Here is a 19,180-nt window from a genome sequence, read left to right on the forward strand (position 1 = left end):
ACTGGCACGCCAGCGTCGATCATCCTCAGCAGCGTGTCACGGTGCTGGTGAAGGTCCTCCGAAAACGACATGGTCGTTGCAACCCCTCAGATCGAGGTGTTGCAACGACCACGTGAACCCGCCAACGGGGAGGGCCGTTCCGCGTACCCGGGCCGCCGAGGGGACTACGGTGGTCCCCGTGCCGCCCGAGCAGAACGCCGCGCCCGAGGACCCCGCCGCCAGCGACGCCGCCCAGGCCCAGCCGGAACAGCCCGGCACCCCGGCCGACACCGAGCAGCCGAGCGCCGGGCCGGGCGAGCCCGCCGCCGAGGCCCCCGCCGTCCCGGCCGAACCCGCCGCAACCCCGGCTGAGCCCGTGGCCGCCGCGATCCCGGGCGACACCCCCGCCGAGCCACCGACTGCCGTGGCCGAGCCCGAGGCCCCGGCAGCGAAGGCCGAGCCGGGCGAGCCCGCGACCGAGGCCCTCGCCGAACCCGCTGCCCTCCCGGCCGAGTCTGCGTCCGCCGAGGCCGTCCCGGCCGAGCCCGAGCCGCTGCTGGCCGCTCCCCTGCTCCCCGGCGCCCTGCTCGCCGAGCCCGCGACCACCCCCGGCGAGGCCGAACCCCCGCCCCCGGTCTCGCCCCGCTCCTTCGTCACCCGCTGGGACCTGATCGCCACCGCCGTCATCACCGTCACCCTGCTCGTCGCCGGCCTGCTCGTCTGGACCTTCAGCGACGCCCGCGCCACCGTCTCCCAGACCAGCAACCCGCCGCTGCCCATGCTGGACGGCCCCACCGCGCTGCCGCCCACGCTGGCCGAGGTCTGGCGCTCGCCCAGCACCGCGACCCAGAACGCCGTCACCACCAGCCAGGTCGTGGTCACCGCGGACAACGGGGCCGTGGTCGGCCGCGATCCGCTCAGTGGCCAGGAGCGCTGGCGGTATCAGCGCGATCTGCCGCTGTGCACGGTGGCCCCGGCCTTCGGCCAGATCCTGGCCGTCTTCCAGCGCGGGGACACCTGCAGTGAGGTCACCGCGCTGGATCCGGCCACCGGCAAGCGCGGGGCGCAGCGCAACGGGGATGCCGAGGCAGGCACCCGGCTGCTCGTGGACGGGGTGCACCTGACCGCCACCGGCAAGAAGTACCTGGAGGGCTGGCGCTCGGATCTGGTCAAGACCCAGGAGTACGGCCAGGTCAGGGCCATGGTGCAGCCGGGAAAGCAGCTGCGGACCGGGTGCGCGTACGGCTCGGTGGCGGTGACGCCCAACCGGGTCGGCGTGATCGAGCGCTGCCCGGACGACCCGGGTGACCGGCTCACCGTGTTCAAGCCCAACCCCAAGGACTTCGACAAGCCCGAGGCCTCGATGAGTGTGGTGCTCAGCGGCGCGGGCGCCCGGGTGATCGCGCTCGGGCCGGACCGGGTGGCCGCGGCGCTGCCCGACCCGGCGCGGCTGGCCATCTACGACGGCAACGGCGCGCCAGTCTCCGAGGTGCCGCTGAACCTGCCCGCGAGCGACCTCCAGGGTGATCCGGACGGTGGCGTGGCGCCGACGACGACCGCGTTGAGCGCGCGCTGCTCGGACGGCACGGCCACCCCGCTGACCTTCGCCGCGAACACCACCTGCCCGAGCGGGGAACCGGCCGCCACGGTGCCGACCGTCGTCTACTGGTGGACCGGCTCGCGGACGATCGCGCTGGCTTCGTCGACCATGACTCCACTGTGGACGATGGAGAACACGCTCGGCCCCGGCACGCTGTACGCGGGCAGGCTGATGGTGCCCACCCCGGCCGGACTGTCCGTGGCGGACCCGAACACCGGCGCGCTGCTGGGCCGGTTGCCGCTGAACCGGGAGGGCTACCGCGGGCTGGTCACGCTGGCCAGTGCCGGGCCGGTGCTGGTGGAACAGCGCGGCGGCACGCTGGTGGCGCTGCGCTGAGCAGGTTTCGCGATTTCCGGGCTTCGGTGAGGCAGACTCAGCACGTGAGCGTGCCGCCCTACTCCCAGCTCAGCCCGCACCGGGCCCGTCGCGTCGACCTGGCGGGCGACTACGGGCCGATCGCCGCCCTGCACGCGATCCCGGCGGCCGAGGCCGACCGGGGTGCGATCGCGGTGCTGCTGCCCGGCTACACCGGGTCCAAAGAGGACTTCGCGCCGTTGCTGGACCCGTTGGCGGCGGCGGGTTTCACCGCCTACGCCATCGACCTGCCCGGCCAGTACGAATCGCCGGGCCCGGACGACCCGCACGCGTACCTGCCGGCCGCGCTGGGCGGGGTGATCGCCAAACTGCTCACCCAGCTCGCCGCCGGTGGCCGCAAGGTGCTGCTGCTCGGCCATTCCTTCGGCGGCCTGGTGGCCAGGGGCGCGGTGCTCTCCGGCGTGCGGGTGGACGGGCTGACGCTGCTGTCCTCCGGCCCGAACGAGCTGCCCGAGGGCGAACGCCGCCGCTCGCTGGAGGCCGGCGAGCCACTGCTGCGGACAGGCGGGGTGCCCGCCGCCCAGCAACTCCGCGAGGCCCGCGACGCCGCCTCGGCGAACTGGGAGAACACCCCCGAGTCGCTCAAGGAGCTGTTCCGGGTCCGGTTCCTGGAGTCCAGCGCGGCCGGTCTGCTCGGCATGGCCGAGGGCCTGCGCCGCGAACCGGACCTGGTGGGCAGGCTGGCCGCGGCATTGCGCACCGGCGGCACCCCGGCGCTGGTGGTCTGCGGCGAGCACGACGACGCCTGGTCGGTGGCCACCCAGCGGGACATGGCCGACCGGCTGGACGCCGATTTCGCCGTGGTCGCCGACGCCGCGCATTCAGCCAACACGGAGAACCCCGAGGTCCTGCTGGCCACCCTGCTCCCGACCTGGCGGGCCTGGCTGTGTTGAATTGGCGTGCTCCGCACGCTGGATTTTTCGCTCCTAAGTCGCCTCGTCGTGTACCCGCCGCACGCGAAGCAAGCTTCGGATGCGTCGGGCACACGACAAGGCAACGCGAAAAATCGGTACCCCGCCGCTAGTTAAGGGCTCGCCGTGTCGCTGCGCGCCACGCCTTTTCGCGAGCCGTGAAGTGAGCCGTAGGCTGCGACCGTGCTCCGCCACGTCACCGCGACTCGTTACGTCATCCCACTGCGCGAGGGTGGTTCGCTGCCCGGCCTGATGGAGGCCGATGACCTGGGCACCTACGTGGTGAAGTTCCGGGGCGCGGGCCAGGGCCGCAAGACGCTGGTCGCCGAGGTGATCGTCGGCGAGCTGGCGCGGGCGCTGGGGTTGCCGGTGCCGGAGCTGGTGACCGCGCAGGTGGACCGGGCGATGGCGCCGAGTGAGCCGGATGAGGAGGTCCAGGACCTGCTCAAGGCCAGCCACGGGCTGAACCTGGGCATGGACTTCCTGCCGGGCGCACTGGACTTCGACCCTGGCGCGTTCACCGCCGAGCCGGACTTCGCCGGGCGGGTGCTGTGGTTCGACGCGCTGACCGGCAACGTGGACCGGTCCTGGAAAAACCCGAACATGCTGTACTGGCACGGAAAACCGCAGCTGATCGACCACGGCGCGACACTGATCTTCCACCACAACTGGCCGGGCGCGGCGGCCTCGGCGGCCCGCCCGTACAACGCCGCCGACCACCTGCTGATCGAGTTCGGCCCGGATGTCCCGGCCGCCGACGCGGCGCTGGCCCCGCTGGTCACCACGGAGTTGCTCACCGGGGTGCTGGCCAAGGTCCCGGACGACTGGCTCGCCGACGAACCCGGGTTCGACAGCCCCGACGAACTGCGCCGGGCCTACGTCACCCAGCTCAGCGCCCGCCTCGCCGCCCGCGAAGCCTGGCTGCCCGGCTTGGTGGAGACCGCGGTGAACCGGGGAAACGACCGGGTGGTCCCGGAACGGGGCCGCAACCGCCCGGAGTGGCTCAAGCACCTGCCGGGGGACGTGCGATGACCGAGCAGCGCTACCCGTTCGAGTACGCCGTGCTGCGGGTGATCCCGCGGGTCGAACGCGGTGAGTCCATCAACGCGGGCGTGCTGGTCTACTGCCACCGCCTGGACTACCTGGGCTCCCGGGTGCACCTGGACCCGGACCGGCTGCGCGCGCTGGATCCCACCGCGGATCCGGCGGCGATCACCTCGGTGCTGCACTCGGTGGCCGGGACCTGCTCGGACCCGGCGGTCGGCCCGGCGGCGGGACAGAGCCTCGGGCAGCGGTTCCGCTGGCTGACCGCGCCGAAGAGCACGGTGATCCAGCCCGGCCCGGTGCACACCGGCCTGACCACCGATCCGGCCGCGGAGACCGAACGCCTGCTGCGCCTGCTGGTGCTGCCCTAGCCACCCAGTGCCGCGGTCAGTTCGGTCCGGCCGGACACGCCGAGCTTGCGGTAGGCATTCGTCAGGTGCATCTCCACCGTGCGCACGCCCACGGTCAGTTCGGCCGCGATCTGCGGATTGGACCGGCCGTCCGCGGCCAGCGCCGCCACCCGCCGTTCGGTGCCGGTCAGCGCCGCCGGCCCGGTGTGCTCGGCCCGCCGCTGCCGTCCACCGGCCGCCCGCAAACCGGCCCTGGCCCGGCGACCCGTCGCGATCGCGCCGCACTGCTCGGCCACGGCCAGCGCCCGGCGCAACGTCTCCCGCGCCGACTGCTCCGCGCCCAGCCGGTGCCGCAGCAACCCCAGCTCGGTGAGCACCTCCGCGTGCACCAGGCCCACCTCGGCCTGCTCGACCACGGCGAGCGCCTCGGCCAGCAGGGCCTCCCCGGCCCGGCCGCCGGTGACCGTCCCGGCGATCCGCAGCACCGTGCCCAGCGTCCACGGCAGCCCCCACTCCCTGGCCGCGGCCAGCTCGGGTTCGAGCACGGCCAGCGCCTCGGTCCGGCGGCCTGCGGTGTGCAGGGCGAGGGCCTGGTAGCCGCGCCAGGGGATCACCGCCGGGTTGCGCACGTCCCAGGAAGCCAGCCTGCGGCCGCATTCGGTGAAGTCGGCCAGCGCGCCGTCCAGGTCGCCCATGGCCAGGCGCAACCGGCCGCGGACGTCCAGGACCTGGTTGAAGTGCCAGAGTTCCGGGAGTTCGCCGTCCAGTTCCATCCGGTAGAGCAGTTCCAGGGCGTCGTCGGTGCGGTCCAGGGCGAGCAGCACGTCCAGGTAGTGCGCGTAGCGGTGCGCGGCCAGGGGCTGCCAGCCGGGATCGCGGTCGCCGATGGACTCCTCGGCGTCGGCCAGCGCCAGGTCGAGCCTGCCCTGACGGAGCCGGACCTGCACGCGCAGGCAGGTGGACAGGGCGTAGCGCAGGAAGGAGCCCTGCCGCCGGGCGTGCGTGACCGCCTCGCTGGTCACCGCGGCGGCCCGGTCCAGGTCGTCGCAGCGGATCAGGGTCATCACCGCGGACATGTGCGGGCCCCAGTGCTCGGTGTAGAGCGCCGGACCGGCCAGCGCCCGCCGGGCCTGGGCCAGGGCCAGCACTGGCGAGCCGAGCCGGAAGACCTCGTGGCAGGAACGCAGGCCCAGCAGGCCGGACTCGTCCGTCCCGTCCACCTTGGCCAGCCGCCGGGTGATCATCGGCGCGGTGCCGCTGTGCTGCCAGCCCAGGAAGTACAGCTCGCTCTGCAGGTAGCCGTGCGTGGTGCTGCCCTCGGCCGCGGTCACCGCCGCGGTGATCAGGGACAGGCCCTCGGCGCCGCGGCCGACGGTGAGCAGTGCCCTGGCCAGGTCCACGGTCAGCGCCGGGCGGGCGGCGGCGTCGGCGCGTTCGTGCGCGATACCCAGGGTGCGCACCGCGGCCAGTCCGTCGAAGTGCAGCTGCGCCCGTCCCAGCTCGGCGTACAGCTCCGGCTCGACCTCCGGGCCCTCCTCGATCGCCCGGGCCAGGTAGGCGGCACTGGTCTCCGGCGCGCCCCTGGTCCTGGCCACCGCGGCGGCCGCGCGCAACGCGGTCACCCGCCAGGCCACGCCCGCGGGCGCCACCGGCAGCAGGTGGGTGGCCACCTGGTCCGGCCCGGCCCGCTCGAATCCGGCCGCGCGGGCCTGCATCAGCCCGGCCACCCGCTCGTGCAGCGCCGAGCGCGCCCCGGTCGGCAGATCCCGGTAGACCACCTCGCGCACCATGGGATGCACGAACTTCGGACCGTCCACCACGAACAGTCCCAACGCGACCAACCGCCGCACGCAGGCCCGCACCTGCGGCCCGCCCAGCCCGGTCAGCCGCTCGACCTGGGCGAGGGTGGCCGCGGGCCCGAGCACCGCGACCGCGTCGGCCACCTGGCCGGTCTCCGGCGGGCACCGGCGCAGCCGCCCGAGCACCCCGGTGGCGATCGCGGCCACCCCGAACTCCGGCACCAGCCCGGTCTCCTCGGCCGCCCCGGTGACCCGGTGCGCGCGCAAGCCGCGGAGCAATTCGGTCAGCAGCAACGGATTCCCGCCGGTGGAGTCCACACAGGCCGCCGCGAACTCGGCCGCCACCGGCCCGCCCAGCTCGACCCTGGCCAGGTCCCCGGCGGCCGTCGCGGTCAACGGCTCCGGCCGCAGCACCTGACACAGTGGACTGGCCAGGATCTCCTCCACCGCCCGCGGATCAGCGGGCGTCTCGCCCGCGCGCACCGCGAGCAGCAGGCCCACCGGCAGCCCGTCCAGCCGCCGGGCCAGGTAGGCCAGCCAGCGCAGCGAGGACAGGTCGGCCCAGTGCACATCGTCGACCAGGACCAGGAACGGCCCGTGGTCGGCGAATCCGGCCAGCAGCCAGTACAGCCCGTGCAGGGCCGCGCCGAACGCGTCCGCGGGCACCGCGTCCACCGGACCGGGCGCCTCCTCCAGCACCGGCCGAGCGAATCGGGCCGGGCCGGTGAACCACTGCTCCCGGCGGGCCGCCCCGGCCGCGGCCAGCCGCGGTTCGATCAGCTGGCGCACCACGCCGAAGCCGAACTGCCGCTCCAGCTCGCTGCCCACCCCGGTCACCACCGGCAGCCCGGCTGCCTCGGCCCGCGCCCGCACCGAGCGCAGCAGCGTGGTCTTGCCGATCCCGGCCGGGCCGTCGAGCACGACCAGCGCCGAGCCCCCGTCCCGCACCCGGCGCACCAGGTTCTCGAGCACGGCGAGTTCGGCCCCCCGTTCCAGCACGGTCCGTTCCGGCATGCGCTCCCCTCGGCTTTGTGCCGATGCTAGTGAGCCGCCGCCGGTGAGGCCGATCACATTCGTTTTTCGAGTCACCACCCCAACCGAAGGACTTACCGAAGGGATAGACCGCCGCCGCAGGTAGGCGCGGCCGCCTGCCGTCCCGGCGAAACCCGTTGTGCCACCGGCAAACCCCACGGTTGCCCTGGCCGGTCGCCGGTGCCTGGATGGAGGCGGCGGAAAGGACGTGCCGGTGCGAGTGGCGGTGATCGGGGGCGCGGGGTTTATCGGCGCCCGCCTGCGCACCGAACTGACGGCCAGGGGCCACACCGTGCTCAGCCCGGCGGCCCGCGGGATCGAGATCCTCTTCCTCACCGCCCGGCTCAGCCCGGCCATCCTGCGCCGGATCCTGGCCTGCGCGCCACGCCGTCTGGTCTGCCTCAGTTCGGACGCCGCGGTCCAGTACGGCCGGCCCTTGGTCAACGCCACCGAACTGACCCCGCGCCAGCCGCGGTCGCCCTCACCCCTGGCCGCCGCCACCGCCCGCGCCGAAACGACGTTGCTGGCCACCGGCCTGGACACGGTGCTGATCCGGCCGCGATTGCTGTGGGGCGCGGGCGATCCACGCACGCCCCGGCTGCGCGCGGCGGTGCGCGCGGACCGGTTCCGCTGGATCGGCGGCGGTTCCCAGCTGACCGACACCACGCACGTGGCCAACGCGGTGCACGCGCTGCTGCTGGCCGCCCGGCGTGGCCGTCCAGGCGAGAGCTACTTCGTCACCGACCACGATCCGGTGGCCTACCGGCACTTCATCGCCGACCTGCTCGCCGCCGACGGCCTGACCGCCCCGACCAGGACCATCGGCTACGGCCGGGCGCACGCCCTGACCGCGCTCAGCGAGACCGCCTGGCAGGCACTGCGCCTGCCCGGCCCACCGCCGCTGGACTACCTGACGCTGTGGCGCGCGGGCCTGGAAGGCACCCTGGACATCAGCAAGGCCCGCGTCCAGCTCGGCTACGAACCGGTGCGCACCCGAGGTCAGGGGCTGGCCGAGCTACGCGACGACCTGGCCTGCGCGGTCTAACTCCACCACCACAGCCACAACGCCGCTCCCGCCACCACGAACACGCCGATCCCGGCGGCCCAGGCACCGGCCCCGGTCCGCCGGTCGGCGAAGAACTGCAACAGCACCGCCAGCACCGCGGCCACCACGTGCCCGATCACCGCGATCCAGCCCGGACCGGCCCAGGACTCGGTGGCGGCGAAGATCTGCGCGCCGATCACCAGCACCGCCAGCAGCATCACCGCGGCCGCCACCGACCCGCTCAGGCCGCGCAGCACCGCTCCCAGCCGGACCCGGCGCGGCGTCTCCTCCAATGCTCCGGTCATGGGGCCAGCATCGCCCACGGCTCAAGCTCCGGTGCGGCCGCCCGGCCTTCCGGGCAGTGCCTGCGGAAATCGCACCAGGTGCAGTGCCGTCCGGTCACCGGCGGGAACAACGCCTCCCGGTCGCCACCGGCGGCCAGCTCCTCACCGGCCGTGGCCAGCTCGTCGGCGGCCTCCTCGGCCCGGCGGACCTGGCGGGCCAGCGATTCGTCGCTGTGCTCCCAGGACAGCACCTGACCCGTCGGCAGGTGGTGCAGTTCGACCTGGTGGCAGGGCCGCCGCAACGTCCGGGCCGCGGCCAGCGCGTAGAGCGCCAGCGCCTGCGAGCCCCTGGCGTCATCGGTGGTCAGCGCGTGCCTGCCGGTCTTGTAGTCGACGATGACCAGCTCGCCGTCCCGCTCGTCGATCCGGTCCACCCGGCCCTCGGCCACGATCCGCCCGGTCGGCGCGGACACCCAGCGCTCCAGCCCGACCGGCTCGATGCTCACATCCGCGTTGGCCACGTACTCGTGCACCCAGCCACGGGCCCGCTCCCGGTAGATCCCGGCCTGCTCACCGTCCTGGAACCCGTCGCCCTTCCAGTGCCGGACCACCAGCGCCTCGGCCTGTTCCGGGGTGCGCCGGGCCACCGGCAGGTCGAAAAAGGCCCGCAGCGCGTTGTGCACCACCGCGCCCAGCGTGTTGTGCGCCCAGGCCCCGCCACGCGGCAGCGCCGGGCGGTCCAGATAGCTCATCCGGTACCGCCGCGGGCACCCGGTCCAGGTGGCCAGCTTCGCCGGCGTCACCCGCACCAGCTTGCGCGGCATGCCTTCCAGTTCCAGTCCAAGCTGACCCACGACGCCCACGGTACGCACCTCCACCGACACTCTCCGCGTCGGCGGTCACACTCAGCCGAGTACCGGCACCGCGCTCGCCTTGGCCACCAGCGCCTCCAGCTGCTCCGGCGCGGTGGTCTCGGCCGCCAGCCGGACGGTCTTGTTGGTGCCGTGATAGTCACTGGACCCGGTGATCACCAGGTTCTCCGCCTGGGCCAGCGCGCGCAGCTCGTCCCGGTCGGCGGGCTCGTGGTCGGGGTGGTCGACCTCCACCCCGGTCAGCCCGTGCCGGACCAGGTCCCGGATCACCTCGGCCTCGACCACCGGACCGCGCCGGCGGGCGAAGGGGTGCGCGAACACGGTCACCCCGCCCGCCTCGGCGATCATCTCCACCGCGCGCCGCACCGGGGTGTCGGTGCGCGGCAGGTAGTAGGCCCCGCCATCGCGCAGGTACTTCGCGAACGCCTCGTCCACGGTGTGCACCAGCCCGGCCTTGACCAGCACCCTGGCCAGGTGCGGGCGGCCGACCGAGGCGTCAGGGGCCAGCCCGGCGAACATCGCGTCCGGGTCCACCGGCACCCCGTCGGCGGCCATCCGCTCGGCGATCAGCCGCAGCCGGGTGCGGCGCTCGGCACGCAGCCGGGTCTGCTCGGCCACGATCGCGGGCGCGTCCGGGTCGAACAGGTAGGCCAGCAGGTGCACGGTCACCCGGCCGCCGCGGCCGTCCGGCGCGATGCAGGACAGCTCCGCGCCCCTGACCACGCGAAGGCCGGCCGGGCGAGACTGCTCAGCCTCGGCCCAGCCTGCCGTCGTGTCGTGATCGGTGATGGCCACCGCGTGCAGTCCGGCGGCCGACGCCGCGGCCATCAGCTCGGCCGGGGTGTCGGTCCCGTCGGACGCGGTCGTGTGGGCGTGCAGGTCGATGAGCACACCCACGAGTGTGAACCATTCAGCCGATGATCTTCTTACCGGCTGTTTGCTTCTTGGCCTTCATCATGGTGAAGCGCTCGGCCTGGGCCTTCTTGTCACCGAACACCAGCTCGGAGATGGCGTCGTTGATCTGCTCCGGCTTCGGCAGGTACTCGATCTTGTTGAGCGCCTGGATCTGACCGGCCGACTCGACCACGATCGTGCCGTAACCGAGCATCCGCCCGGTCATGGTCCGCTCGAAGGTCAGGTCGGTCACCTTGGTCACCGGCATCATGGCCACCTTGGTGGTGAACACACCACTGGTGATCATGAAGCGCTTGTCCGTGATGACCAGTCGTTCGACCCACCAGTCGATGACGATGTAGGCGAACCGGAGCAGGATGACCAGCGCCGCGTACCACAGGAGGTTCTGGATGATCCAGGCATCCGGTGGCAGCAGGTAGGAGATCATCACTGCTCCGGCGAGCAGCGCCATCGCCTCGAAGATGTCCCAGAGCAGACTGGCCCAGTGCCGGCGCACGCGGATGACGCGTCGCTCGGTGTCGAGCAGGTACTCGTCTGAGTCACGAGGCGAGAACACGTGTGGCTACCCCCGGCCGCTAGTTGAACAGCGACCGGACGAAGGTGATGATCGACTCTGCCGCGCCACGAAGCGTGCCGAGGATGCCGGTGACGCCGTCCGCTGCCTGCGTTGGCTGTGTAACGAGCAAGAAGAGAACCAGAGCAACACCTGCGAAGATCAGGATCTTCTTCAAGTTCATGTAAACCAACCCCGTCCGCTAACGGCCTTGTTGGCGCCTGCGGAACCGTTGTACCGCACTCCGCCGCGCTATGGCAGATTTGTACCGCACTTGGGGCAGCGGATCACGTGGCCTTCCCAGGTGAACTACTCTCCGTGGTCATGCCGGAGGCCCAGGACCAGCGCGTCCGCTGTGTCGGCGCAGTCGTCTTCGACCCGATCGGACGCATTCTGTTGATCCGTCGAGGCCAGCCGCCCTCGGCCGGTTCCTGGTCCATCCCCGGGGGCCGGGTGGAGCCTGGAGAAGATGATCACAGGGCTGTGATCAGGGAGTTGTCCGAGGAGACCGGGCTGACCGGGGCGATCGAGTACTGGATCGGTTCGGTGGAGCGGCCGTCACCGACCGGCGTTTATGTGATCCACGACTACGCCGTACGGGCGAACGCCGGGCTTATCCGGGCTGGTGACGACGCTTCGGCGGTGGCCTGGATCGACGGTGTGATCTTCGACGCACTGCACAGCGCAGGGTCCCTTTCGCCCGGTTTGGCGGAGGCGCTCGCCGAGTGGGGAGCGCTCCCCGCCGGCGCCAGGGCCGGGACCTCGCCCGGCTAGTTCGGACCGAGCCAGGTGAGTCCGTGGGTCAGCCGATCGGCGGTAGCCAGTCTGCGCACCCGGACCGTGCCGTCGACCCAGTTGATCACGCTCAGCACCCGGTCAGCCTCGGCCAGGTGAGTCGCCTCCGCGCGAAGTTCGGCCGGGAAGGCCGGGTAACTCTCCTGGCTGACCCACCACAGTGGACGGTGACTCGCCAGCGTGCGCAGCGCGTCGACCCAGGCCGTCGCGAAGTCCCCGGAACGACCGTCGAGCAGGCCGCAACTGGTGACCACCAGGGGGTTTTCCGCCGGAATCCGGGCCGCGGCGTCCGCCAGTCCGGTGACCGGGTCGGCACGGAGCAGGGGTGGCTTGGCCGCCAAGACCTCGTCCGCGGCCAGCCGGAGCAGCCGCAGCCGCCGGGGCTGATCGGGCCGGACACAGGCCTCCAGCCAGGTCAGCTCGTCCTCGTCGGCCACGTCCACCGGGTCCGCGTCCAGGCCCACCCGCTCGGCGATCACGGGGAGTTTGGCCTGCTTGCCGAAGGCCTCGGCCGGTTTGCCCGCCCGGTCGATGACCTGGCAGTCCAGCACCAGCCGGGCCGTTTTCTTGCCGCGGCTGATGTCCGGTCCGCCGCCCTCGACCGAGTAGCGGAAGCCGTAGCGGTCCAAGACCAGCCGGAACCCGGCCCCCGCCCCGGCCTCGACCAGGCCGATCGGGGTCTTGCCAGCCTCCTTGGCCACCACGGCCAGGCCCGGGTAGAGCAGCGCGGCCGGGCGGACCAGCTCCTCCCGCACCGAGCGCTCGGCCAGCAGCGGGCGGATCGAGTCGGCGCGTTCGAGCACGAAGGAGCGGAACAGCGGCCACAGCTCGCCGTCCGGACCGTCGGCCCCGCCCAGCGCCGGGTAGTAGCGGGTCAGGGCGTGCCAGGGCTCGCGGAAGAGCACCCGCTGGGCCGCGGCCAGGAACAACTCCGGCGAGGACTCGCCCACCAGGGCGGTCACCCCTGCGTCCTCGGCGGCGCCCGCGGCCAGGCATTCATACAGCGGGGAGGCGGCGGACTGCGCCGCCGCGAACTCGCGCAGCCGCTCGGCGGCCGGTGCGCTCATCGGGCTCAGACCTTCGGCTCGGGGCGGCCGGGCTGCTCGCCGCCGCGGGCTTCGCCGTAACTGCGCTTGGGCACCATCACCTTGCGCCGGAACACGCACACCACGGTGCCGTCCTGCTTGTACCCCTTGGTCTCCACGTAGACCACTCCCCGGTCGTCCTTGGACTTGGACTCGGTCTTGTCCAGCACCTCGGTCTCGCCGTAGATGGTGTCACCGTGGAAGGTCGGCTTGATGTGCCGCAGCGACTCGACCTCCAGGTTGGCGATGGCCTTGCCGGAGACATCGGCCACCGACATGCCCAGCAGCAGCGAGTAGACGTAGTTGCCGACCACCACGTTCTTGCCGAAGTCGGTGGTCTCCCCCGCGTAGTGCGCGTCCAGGTGCAGCGGGTGGTGGTTCATGGTGATCAGGCAGAACAGGTGGTCGTCGTACTCGGTGACCGTCTTTCCCGGCCAGTGCTTGTAGACCGCGCCGACCTCGAACTCCTCGAAGTACCGCCCGAACTGCACGCTGCCTCCCAAGGGTGGTGTCCGATCCAGCAAGACCGGGGAGGACAGTCTTGCCTTGGTACGGGTAGTCTCGACAACCGGTCTGTGAGCGAATCCACCGTTCCGGCCACGGCCCCAAGGAGGTGAGATGCGATGAGTACGGACAGCAACCCTCCCAGTACCGACCGCGTCCTCACCGGTGGGCCTGTTACAACGAGGTAGGGCCCATCGACCGGTCGGGACGCGCTCTCGTGCCGGAACCCCAGCCAGGTTCCGGCCGCACACCCGTGTTCGCGTCGCGTTCGACTGGAGCCTTCCATGTCCGTTCTGCCCACGCTCGGCCTGCGCGGCCGTGTCCCCCGTAACGGAAGTGCCATGCCGCAGCAGATTCCCGTGCCGCTTTCCGCTTATGTGGTGGACTGCGGTGTCTACGTAGACGGCAAGCGGTTGCCCGGCCGCTGGACCCACACCGGCGCGGTGGAGGAGGTCCGCAAGCGCGGCACCGGCTTCGTCTGGATCGGCCTGCACGAGCCGGACGAGCAGCAGATCCAGAGCATCGCGGAGACCTTCGGGCTGCACGAGCTGGCCGTGGAGGACGCGGTGCACGCGCATCAGCGGCCGAAGCTGGAGCGCTACGACGACAGCCTGTTCATGGTGCTCAAGACGGTGCGCTACGTCGCGCACGAGTCGCCGACCACGGCGAATGAGATCGTGGAGACCGGCGAGGTGATGGTCTTCGTCGGCCGCCACTTCGTGATCACCGTCCGGCACGGCAAGCACCAGGCGCTGGCCGGGCTGCGCGCCGAGCTGGAGCAGGATCCGGCCAAGCTGATGCTCGGCCCGGCGGCGGTGCTCTACGCCATCGCCGACCACGTGGTGGACACCTACCTGGAGGTCACCAGCGCGGTCGAGGACGACATCGACACCCTGGAGGTGGAGGTCTTCGACCCGCGCAGCGCGGTGGACCCGGAACAGATCTACCTGATGAAGCGCGAGGTCATGGAGCTGCGCCGGGCGGTGGGCCCGCTGGCCACCCCGCTGCGGCGGCTGGCCGAGGGCTACATCCCGCTGGTGCCGGATGAGGTGCGCACCTTCTTCCGGGACGTCGACGACCACCTCACCACCGTGCACGACCGGATCGTCACCTTCGACGAGATGCTGACCACGCTGATCGACGCGGTGCTGGCCAAGATCACCATGCGGCAGAACAACGACATGCGCAAGATCAGCGCCTGGGTCGCGATCATCTCGGTGCCGACCATGATCGCCGGTATCTACGGGATGAACTTCGACGTGATGCCGGAGTTGAAGTGGACCTACGGCTACCCGATCGTGCTCAGCGTGGTCCTGGTCGCCTGCACCGTCCTGTACCGCATCTTCCGCCGCAACCAGTGGCTGTGACGACATGATCATCAAAGCCGTGCGCAGCCTGCGCACCTGGATCGTGCTCTTCGGCATCGTGTGGATCGCCGCGATCATCCTGATGATCTCCAACCGCCCCGAGCGCGGCACCCAGACGGTCGAGGAGCTGGCCGGCCGGGTCACCGAGGCCCTGCGGGCCGCCGACTCGGCCGAGCTGGCCGACCTTGTCTCGCTGAAGTCCGGCGCCGACGAAGCCGCCCAGGCCACCGTGGCCGGCTTCGCCGAGGCCGGGATCACCGATATCTCCGCCCGCTCCGAGCTGATCAGGGGGCGGGTGCAGCTGACGATCAGCTACCAGCGGCCGGAGGGCTCCCGGGGCACGCTGCACGTGCCGACGGTGCACCTGGACGGGCGCTGGACGATGACGCCGGTGTCGCTGCCCTGATCCTGGGGTGATCCGGCGGGCTGTGTGACAGGACACCGGGCGCACCCGACCTTCGGCTGGTCAGCGGGCCGGTGACGGCGTTCATCATCGGGATTCCTCGCCCAGCCGCCAGGGGGTCCCGGTGTCCCGTCTTCGCCTTGTGCTGCCCGCGTTCGCCCTGCTCGCCTGGATCGTGATCGGCGCGATCGGCCTACCTGACCTGGGCAAGCTCTCCCAGGTCCAACGCAATGACAACGCCTCATTCCTGCCGGCGAGCGCGGAGGCGACCAGGGCGGCGAACGAGCAGAAACTCTTCACCGAGGCCGATGTGCTGCCCGCGGTGCTGGTCTTCGAACGCGATTCCGGGCTGACCACAGCGGATCAGGACGCGATCGCGCGGTCGGTGCGGCGGGCGTCCACTGTGGACGGCCTCAAAGGACCGGCGTCGCCGGTGGTTCCGGCCCCCGACGGCAAGGCGGCGCAGGCGCTGGTGCCAGTGGACGGCAGCGACGGGTTCCGGGCCGGGGAGACGGTCAAGGCGTTGCGGGACAAGGTCCGCGAGGGCCTGCCCGTCGGGCTGAGCGCGCACGTGACCGGACCGGCCGGGATCGTCGGGGACTTCGCGGCCACCTTCGGCGGCATCGACGGGTTGCTGCTGGGGGTGACCGCAGCGGTGGTGGCGCTGATCCTGGTGCTGGTCTACCGGAGTCCGCTGCTGCCGGTGGTGGTGCTGGCCACGGCCGGACTGGCGTTGCTGGGCGCGGCCGCGGTGGTCTACCGGCTGGCCAGGGACCAGGTGCTCACGCTGAACGGGCAGAGCCAGGGCATCCTGTTCATCCTGGTCTTCGGCGCCTCCACCGACTACGCGCTGCTGCTGGTGGCTCGGTACCGGGAGGAGCTGCGGCAGGCCGGGCCGCGACTGGCCATGTGGCGGGCCTGGCGGGCCTCCCTCGAACCGATCTGCGCCTCGGCCGGGACCGTGGTGCTGGGCATGCTGTGCCTGCTGTTCAGCGATCTCAACTCGAACAAGGGCCTCGGGCCGGTGGCCGCGATCGGCATCGTCGCCTCGCTGATGGCCGCGCTGACCTTCCTGCCGCCCGCGCTGATGTTGCTGGGGCGTGGTGCGTTCTGGCCGCGGAAGCCGGTGGCGGCCAAGGACGGGATCTGGGGCCGGGTGGCGAACCTGGTGGGCCGCAGGCCGCGCTGGACCTGGGTGCTGACCACCGCGGTGCTGTTGTTCGGGGTGGCCTTCGTGCCACAGCTCAAGGCGGACGGGGTGGCCCAGACCGAGGTGTTCCTGTCCACTGTGGACTCGGTGTCCGGGCAGCAGGCGCTGGGACGGCATTTCCCCGGCGGCAGCGGCTCGCCCGCGGTGATCGTGACCGCTGCGGACACGGTGGAACCGGTGCTGGAGGCGGCGCGCGGGGTGGCGGGCGTGGCCGAGGCGGCGGCGTTGCCGAAGGTGGTGGACGGCCGGGTGGAGATCAACGCCACCCTGCGCTCGGCCGCGGACAGCGAGGCCGCGATCGAGGCGGTGCGTGCGCTGCGCACCGCGGTGCACGCGGTGCCGGAGGCGGCGGCGGTGGTGGGTGGGCCGACCGCGGCCCAGCTGGACGTGCAGGACACCGCGTTGCGGGACCGGGCGCTGATCATCCCGTTGGTGGTGCTGGTGATCCTGGTGGTGCTGGCCCTGCTGCTGCGCTCGCTGCTGGCCCCGCTGCTGCTGATGCTGACCGTGGTGCTCAGCTTCGCCGCGACGCTGGGCGTGTCCGCGCTGGTGTTCAACCACGTCTTCGACTTCCCCGGCGCCGATCCCGGGGTTCCGTTGTACGCCTTCGTGTTCCTGGTCGCGCTGGGCATCGACTACAACATCTTCCTGATGACCAGGGTGCGCGAGGAGGCCGCGCGCCTGGGCACCGAGGCCGGCACCCTGGCCGGGCTGTCGGTGACCGGCGGGGTGATCACCTCGGCCGGGGTGGTGCTGGCCGCGACCTTCGCCGCGCTGGCGGTGCTGCCGATCCTGTTCCTGGCCCAGATCGCCTTCCTGGTCGCCTTCGGCGTGCTGCTGGACACCCTGGTGGTGCGCTCGCTGCTGGTGCCCGCGCTCGCGGTGGACCTGGGCCGGGCGATCTGGTGGCCCAGCAGGCTTTCCCGGCCGCGACCGGTGTCGGTGCTCAGTGCCGCCGCAGCAGCACGGCGAGCGGCGCGCTCAGGATGACGGCGGCCGCGGCCACCAGCACGGCCAGCTGCATCCCGTGGGTGAAGTCGCGACCGCCGTCCAGGATCGAGCCCAGCACGGCGATCCCGGCCAGGCCGCCGAGTTGACCGGCCACCTGCTGCACCGCCGAGGCCAGGCCCGCCTCCTCGGGTGGGGCGGCGGCCAGGATGGCCTCGGTGGCGGCCACCAGGGCCAGTCCGCCGCCCAGACCGAGCGGGCCGGTGGCCAGCGCGACCTGGGCCGCGCCGGAGTGCAGGTCCAGGGTGGCCATGGCGCCCAGTCCCACCGCGACCAGCAGCAGACCGGCGATCGCGGGCGGCATCGGGCCGTACCGGCGAGTGAGCGCTCCGCCGAGCGGGGCGCTGAGCACCACCACGCCGGTCACCGGGACCAGCCAGAGCCCGGCGGTCACCGGGTCAAGGGACTTGAGCGTCTGCAGGTAGAGCGTGAGCAGGAACAGCACGCCGAACAGCGCGCCGAAGTTCACCGCGACCAGGGCCACGCCGACCCGGAACTGCCTGGGGCGCACCAGGTTCAGCACGGTGCGCAGCCGGAGTGCCTGTCCGGAGCGGGATTCCCGGACGAAGGACAACGTCAGCGTGATGGCGAGCAGGCCGACCGGCAGGTTGACGTAGAAGATCGCCGACCAGCCCCCGGCCGCCACCAGCAGACCGCCGAGCAGGGGTCCGGCGGCCAGGCCGAGTGCGGCCACCGCACTCCACACACCGATCGCCGGACCCAGTGTCCTGGTGGGAAAACCGGCCCGGATCAGGCCGAGCGCCGCCGGTTGCAGCATCGCGCTGAACACGCCTTGCAGGGCGCGCAGCGCGATCACCAGCCACACCTGGCCGGACAGCGCGATGGCCAGCGAGGTCAGGGTGAATCCCGTTACCCCGCAGAGGAAGACCGCGCGCCTGCCGTAGCGGTCGGCCAGCGCGCCCGCGGGCAGCAGGGCCAGTGCGGTGGCCAGCAGGTAGGCGTTGGCCACCCACTGCAGGTCGGTGATGGAGGCGCCCAGGTCGATGGCCAGGTCCGGGCCCGCGATGGTGAGCGCGGTGCCGTCCACGCCGGTCATCACCGAGCCCACGGCCACCGCGGCCAGGGTCAGCCAGGGCGATCGAGTCAGTTCCGCGGTATTCACGTATTTATCCCTCACCATGAATGGAGGCTGGTGGCATGCCCAGTGAACGCTGGCGTGACGAACGAGTGGTCGACATCCAGGTGAAATCTTCCGCACTCCGGCGGGAGACGGAACTCACCCTGCTCGTTCCCAAGCAGTGGCGAAAGAGCACGCATAGCTGGCCGACGCTGTACCTGCTGCACGGCGCGGGCGATGACCATACCTGCTGGCTGCGCTGGACAGATATCCTTCGGTTGGCCGACGAGGCGGGGATCCTGGTGGTGATGCCACCGGGCGGCCGGGTCGGACTGTACAGCGACTGGCTCGCGCCGGATCGGATGGGAACGGTCCCACACTGGGATGAATTCGTTTTCAGCGAACTTCCCGCGCTACTGGAAAAGCATTACCGGGCCAGCGAGGTGCGCGCCGGGGCCGGGGTGTCGATGGGCGGTTACGGCGTGCTGCGCGGCGCCCAGCGGCATCCCGGCTTCTTCCGCGCGGTCGCCTCCTACAGCGGACTGCTGCACACCACCCGCCGCGGCATGCCGGCCTTCGCCCGCGCGATGCTCCGTCGCGAGGGGGAAAAGACCAGCTCACTGTGGTCCTCGCGGGCGAGCTGGCTGGCCGAGGATCCCTACCGCAACGCCGAGGCGCTGCGCGGCACCCCGCTCTACCTGAGTACCGGGGACGGTCGGCGCGGTCCGCTGGACCGGCGATTCTCCGGCGGTTCGGTACTGGAATGGATCATCGGCCCCGGCACCCTCGACCTGGCCGCGCGACTCACCGAGCTGGGCATTCCGGCGACCGTGCACGCCTACGCCGGAACCCACACCTGGCCCTATTGGCGACGGGAACTGAACACTTCCTTTCCTTTTCTGCTGGAGGTACTACGAAAGTAGGGTCTGCCGCGTGCGGGGGTTCACATACCCAAGCATCTTGCCATCCAC

At 71.9% G+C, this 19,180-nt stretch carries 19 protein-coding genes; 10 read left to right on the forward strand and 9 right to left on the reverse strand.

Annotated features, from left to right (window positions below):
* Positions 1-178 precede the first annotated feature (178 nt).
* The 4 genes from ACTOWY_RS31860 (at position 179) to ACTOWY_RS31875 (ending at position 4,280) form a co-directional block, all read left to right on the forward strand.
* A complete protein-coding gene (locus ACTOWY_RS31860; protein WP_441313310.1) occupies positions 179-1,915 on the forward strand; it encodes an Rv3212 family protein in 1,737 nt (578 codons plus the stop codon).
* A 50-nt stretch (positions 1,916-1,965) separates the two neighbouring features.
* The gene (locus tag ACTOWY_RS31865; RefSeq protein ID WP_441313457.1) at positions 1,966-2,847 is read left to right on the forward strand and encodes an alpha/beta fold hydrolase; all 882 of its coding nucleotides are present in this window, start codon (positions 1,966-1,968) and stop codon (positions 2,845-2,847) included.
* 201 nt (positions 2,848-3,048) lie between these two features.
* Positions 3,049-3,897, forward strand: a complete 849-nt coding sequence (locus ACTOWY_RS31870; RefSeq protein ID WP_441313311.1) for a HipA family kinase — start codon at positions 3,049-3,051, stop codon at positions 3,895-3,897.
* The gene (locus tag ACTOWY_RS31875; RefSeq protein WP_441313312.1) at positions 3,894-4,280 is read left to right on the forward strand and encodes a DUF3037 domain-containing protein; all 387 of its coding nucleotides are present in this window, start codon (positions 3,894-3,896) and stop codon (positions 4,278-4,280) included. The genes ACTOWY_RS31870 and ACTOWY_RS31875 overlap by 4 nt, the downstream gene beginning before the upstream one ends.
* Here ACTOWY_RS31875 and ACTOWY_RS31880 read toward each other — a convergent pair.
* Entirely contained in the window at positions 4,277-7,072 is a 2,796-nt protein-coding gene (locus ACTOWY_RS31880; RefSeq protein WP_441313313.1) for an ATP-binding protein, read from the reverse strand. The genes ACTOWY_RS31875 and ACTOWY_RS31880 overlap by 4 nt on opposite strands.
* A 232-nt stretch (positions 7,073-7,304) precedes the next feature.
* Between ACTOWY_RS31880 and ACTOWY_RS31885 the strand changes: the two genes are divergently transcribed.
* Positions 7,305-8,135, forward strand: coding sequence for an NAD-dependent epimerase/dehydratase family protein (locus tag ACTOWY_RS31885; RefSeq protein WP_441313314.1), 831 nt, complete (start codon positions 7,305-7,307; stop codon positions 8,133-8,135).
* Here ACTOWY_RS31885 and ACTOWY_RS31890 read toward each other — a convergent pair.
* Genes ACTOWY_RS31890 through ACTOWY_RS31910 form a run of 5 tightly spaced genes read right to left on the reverse strand, consistent with a single transcriptional unit; the run spans position 8,132 to position 10,943 of the window.
* The gene (locus tag ACTOWY_RS31890) at positions 8,132-8,440 is read right to left on the reverse strand and encodes a hypothetical protein (RefSeq protein WP_441313315.1); all 309 of its coding nucleotides are present in this window, start codon (positions 8,438-8,440) and stop codon (positions 8,132-8,134) included. The genes ACTOWY_RS31885 and ACTOWY_RS31890 overlap by 4 nt on opposite strands.
* On the reverse strand, positions 8,437-9,273 hold the full coding sequence (locus tag ACTOWY_RS31895) for a RecB family exonuclease (RefSeq protein WP_441313316.1): 837 nt from the start codon (positions 9,271-9,273) through the stop codon (positions 8,437-8,439). The genes ACTOWY_RS31890 and ACTOWY_RS31895 overlap by 4 nt, the downstream gene beginning before the upstream one ends.
* A gap of 51 nt (positions 9,274-9,324) precedes the next feature.
* A complete protein-coding gene (locus ACTOWY_RS31900; RefSeq protein WP_441313317.1) occupies positions 9,325-10,182 on the reverse strand; it encodes a PHP domain-containing protein in 858 nt (285 codons plus the stop codon).
* A gap of 19 nt (positions 10,183-10,201) precedes the next feature.
* Positions 10,202-10,762 carry a PH domain-containing protein gene (locus ACTOWY_RS31905; protein ID WP_185000006.1) on the reverse strand — a complete coding sequence of 187 codons (561 nt, stop codon included), beginning with the start codon at positions 10,760-10,762 and terminating at the stop codon, positions 10,202-10,204.
* 19 nt (positions 10,763-10,781) lie between these two features.
* Positions 10,782-10,943, reverse strand: a complete 162-nt coding sequence (locus ACTOWY_RS31910) for a hypothetical protein (protein WP_185000007.1) — start codon at positions 10,941-10,943, stop codon at positions 10,782-10,784.
* Between the two features lie 140 nt (positions 10,944-11,083).
* Here ACTOWY_RS31910 and ACTOWY_RS31915 point away from each other — a divergent pair, with 140 nt between their 5' ends.
* The gene (locus tag ACTOWY_RS31915) at positions 11,084-11,533 is read left to right on the forward strand and encodes an NUDIX domain-containing protein (protein ID WP_441313318.1); all 450 of its coding nucleotides are present in this window, start codon (positions 11,084-11,086) and stop codon (positions 11,531-11,533) included.
* Here ACTOWY_RS31915 and ACTOWY_RS31920 read toward each other — a convergent pair.
* Positions 11,530-12,621, reverse strand: a complete 1,092-nt coding sequence (locus ACTOWY_RS31920) for a DUF2332 family protein (protein WP_441313319.1) — start codon at positions 12,619-12,621, stop codon at positions 11,530-11,532. The genes ACTOWY_RS31915 and ACTOWY_RS31920 overlap by 4 nt on opposite strands.
* A gap of 5 nt (positions 12,622-12,626) precedes the next feature.
* Complete coding sequence (locus tag ACTOWY_RS31925; protein ID WP_441313320.1) at positions 12,627-13,130, reverse strand: MaoC family dehydratase; 504 nt, start codon at positions 13,128-13,130, stop codon at positions 12,627-12,629.
* Between the two features lie 297 nt (positions 13,131-13,427).
* Here ACTOWY_RS31925 and corA point away from each other — a divergent pair, with 297 nt between their 5' ends.
* The 3 genes from corA (at position 13,428) to ACTOWY_RS31940 (ending at position 17,113) form a co-directional block, all read left to right on the forward strand.
* Positions 13,428-14,510 carry a magnesium/cobalt transporter CorA gene (gene corA / locus ACTOWY_RS31930; protein WP_441313321.1) on the forward strand — a complete coding sequence of 361 codons (1,083 nt, stop codon included), beginning with the start codon at positions 13,428-13,430 and terminating at the stop codon, positions 14,508-14,510.
* A 4-nt stretch (positions 14,511-14,514) separates the two neighbouring features.
* Positions 14,515-14,916, forward strand: coding sequence for a hypothetical protein (locus ACTOWY_RS31935; protein ID WP_441313322.1), 402 nt, complete (start codon positions 14,515-14,517; stop codon positions 14,914-14,916).
* Positions 14,917-15,037: 121 nt separating this feature from the next.
* Positions 15,038-17,113, forward strand: a complete 2,076-nt coding sequence (locus tag ACTOWY_RS31940) for an MMPL family transporter (RefSeq protein WP_441313323.1) — start codon at positions 15,038-15,040, stop codon at positions 17,111-17,113.
* Here ACTOWY_RS31940 and ACTOWY_RS31945 read toward each other — a convergent pair.
* Positions 17,070-18,254 (reverse strand): MFS transporter, encoded by a 1,185-nt coding sequence (locus ACTOWY_RS31945; protein WP_441313324.1) that lies wholly within the window; start codon positions 18,252-18,254, stop codon positions 17,070-17,072. The genes ACTOWY_RS31940 and ACTOWY_RS31945 overlap by 44 nt on opposite strands.
* 65 nt (positions 18,255-18,319) lie before the next feature.
* On the opposite strand from ACTOWY_RS31945, the gene ACTOWY_RS31950 reads away from it, so the two are divergent.
* Positions 18,320-19,132 carry an alpha/beta hydrolase gene (locus ACTOWY_RS31950; RefSeq protein WP_441313325.1) on the forward strand — a complete coding sequence of 271 codons (813 nt, stop codon included), beginning with the start codon at positions 18,320-18,322 and terminating at the stop codon, positions 19,130-19,132.
* Positions 19,133-19,180 lie beyond the last annotated feature (48 nt).

The sequence above is a fragment of the Crossiella sp. CA198 genome, from assembly GCF_052078295.1.
GTDB lineage: Bacteria > Actinomycetota > Actinomycetes > Mycobacteriales > Pseudonocardiaceae > Crossiella.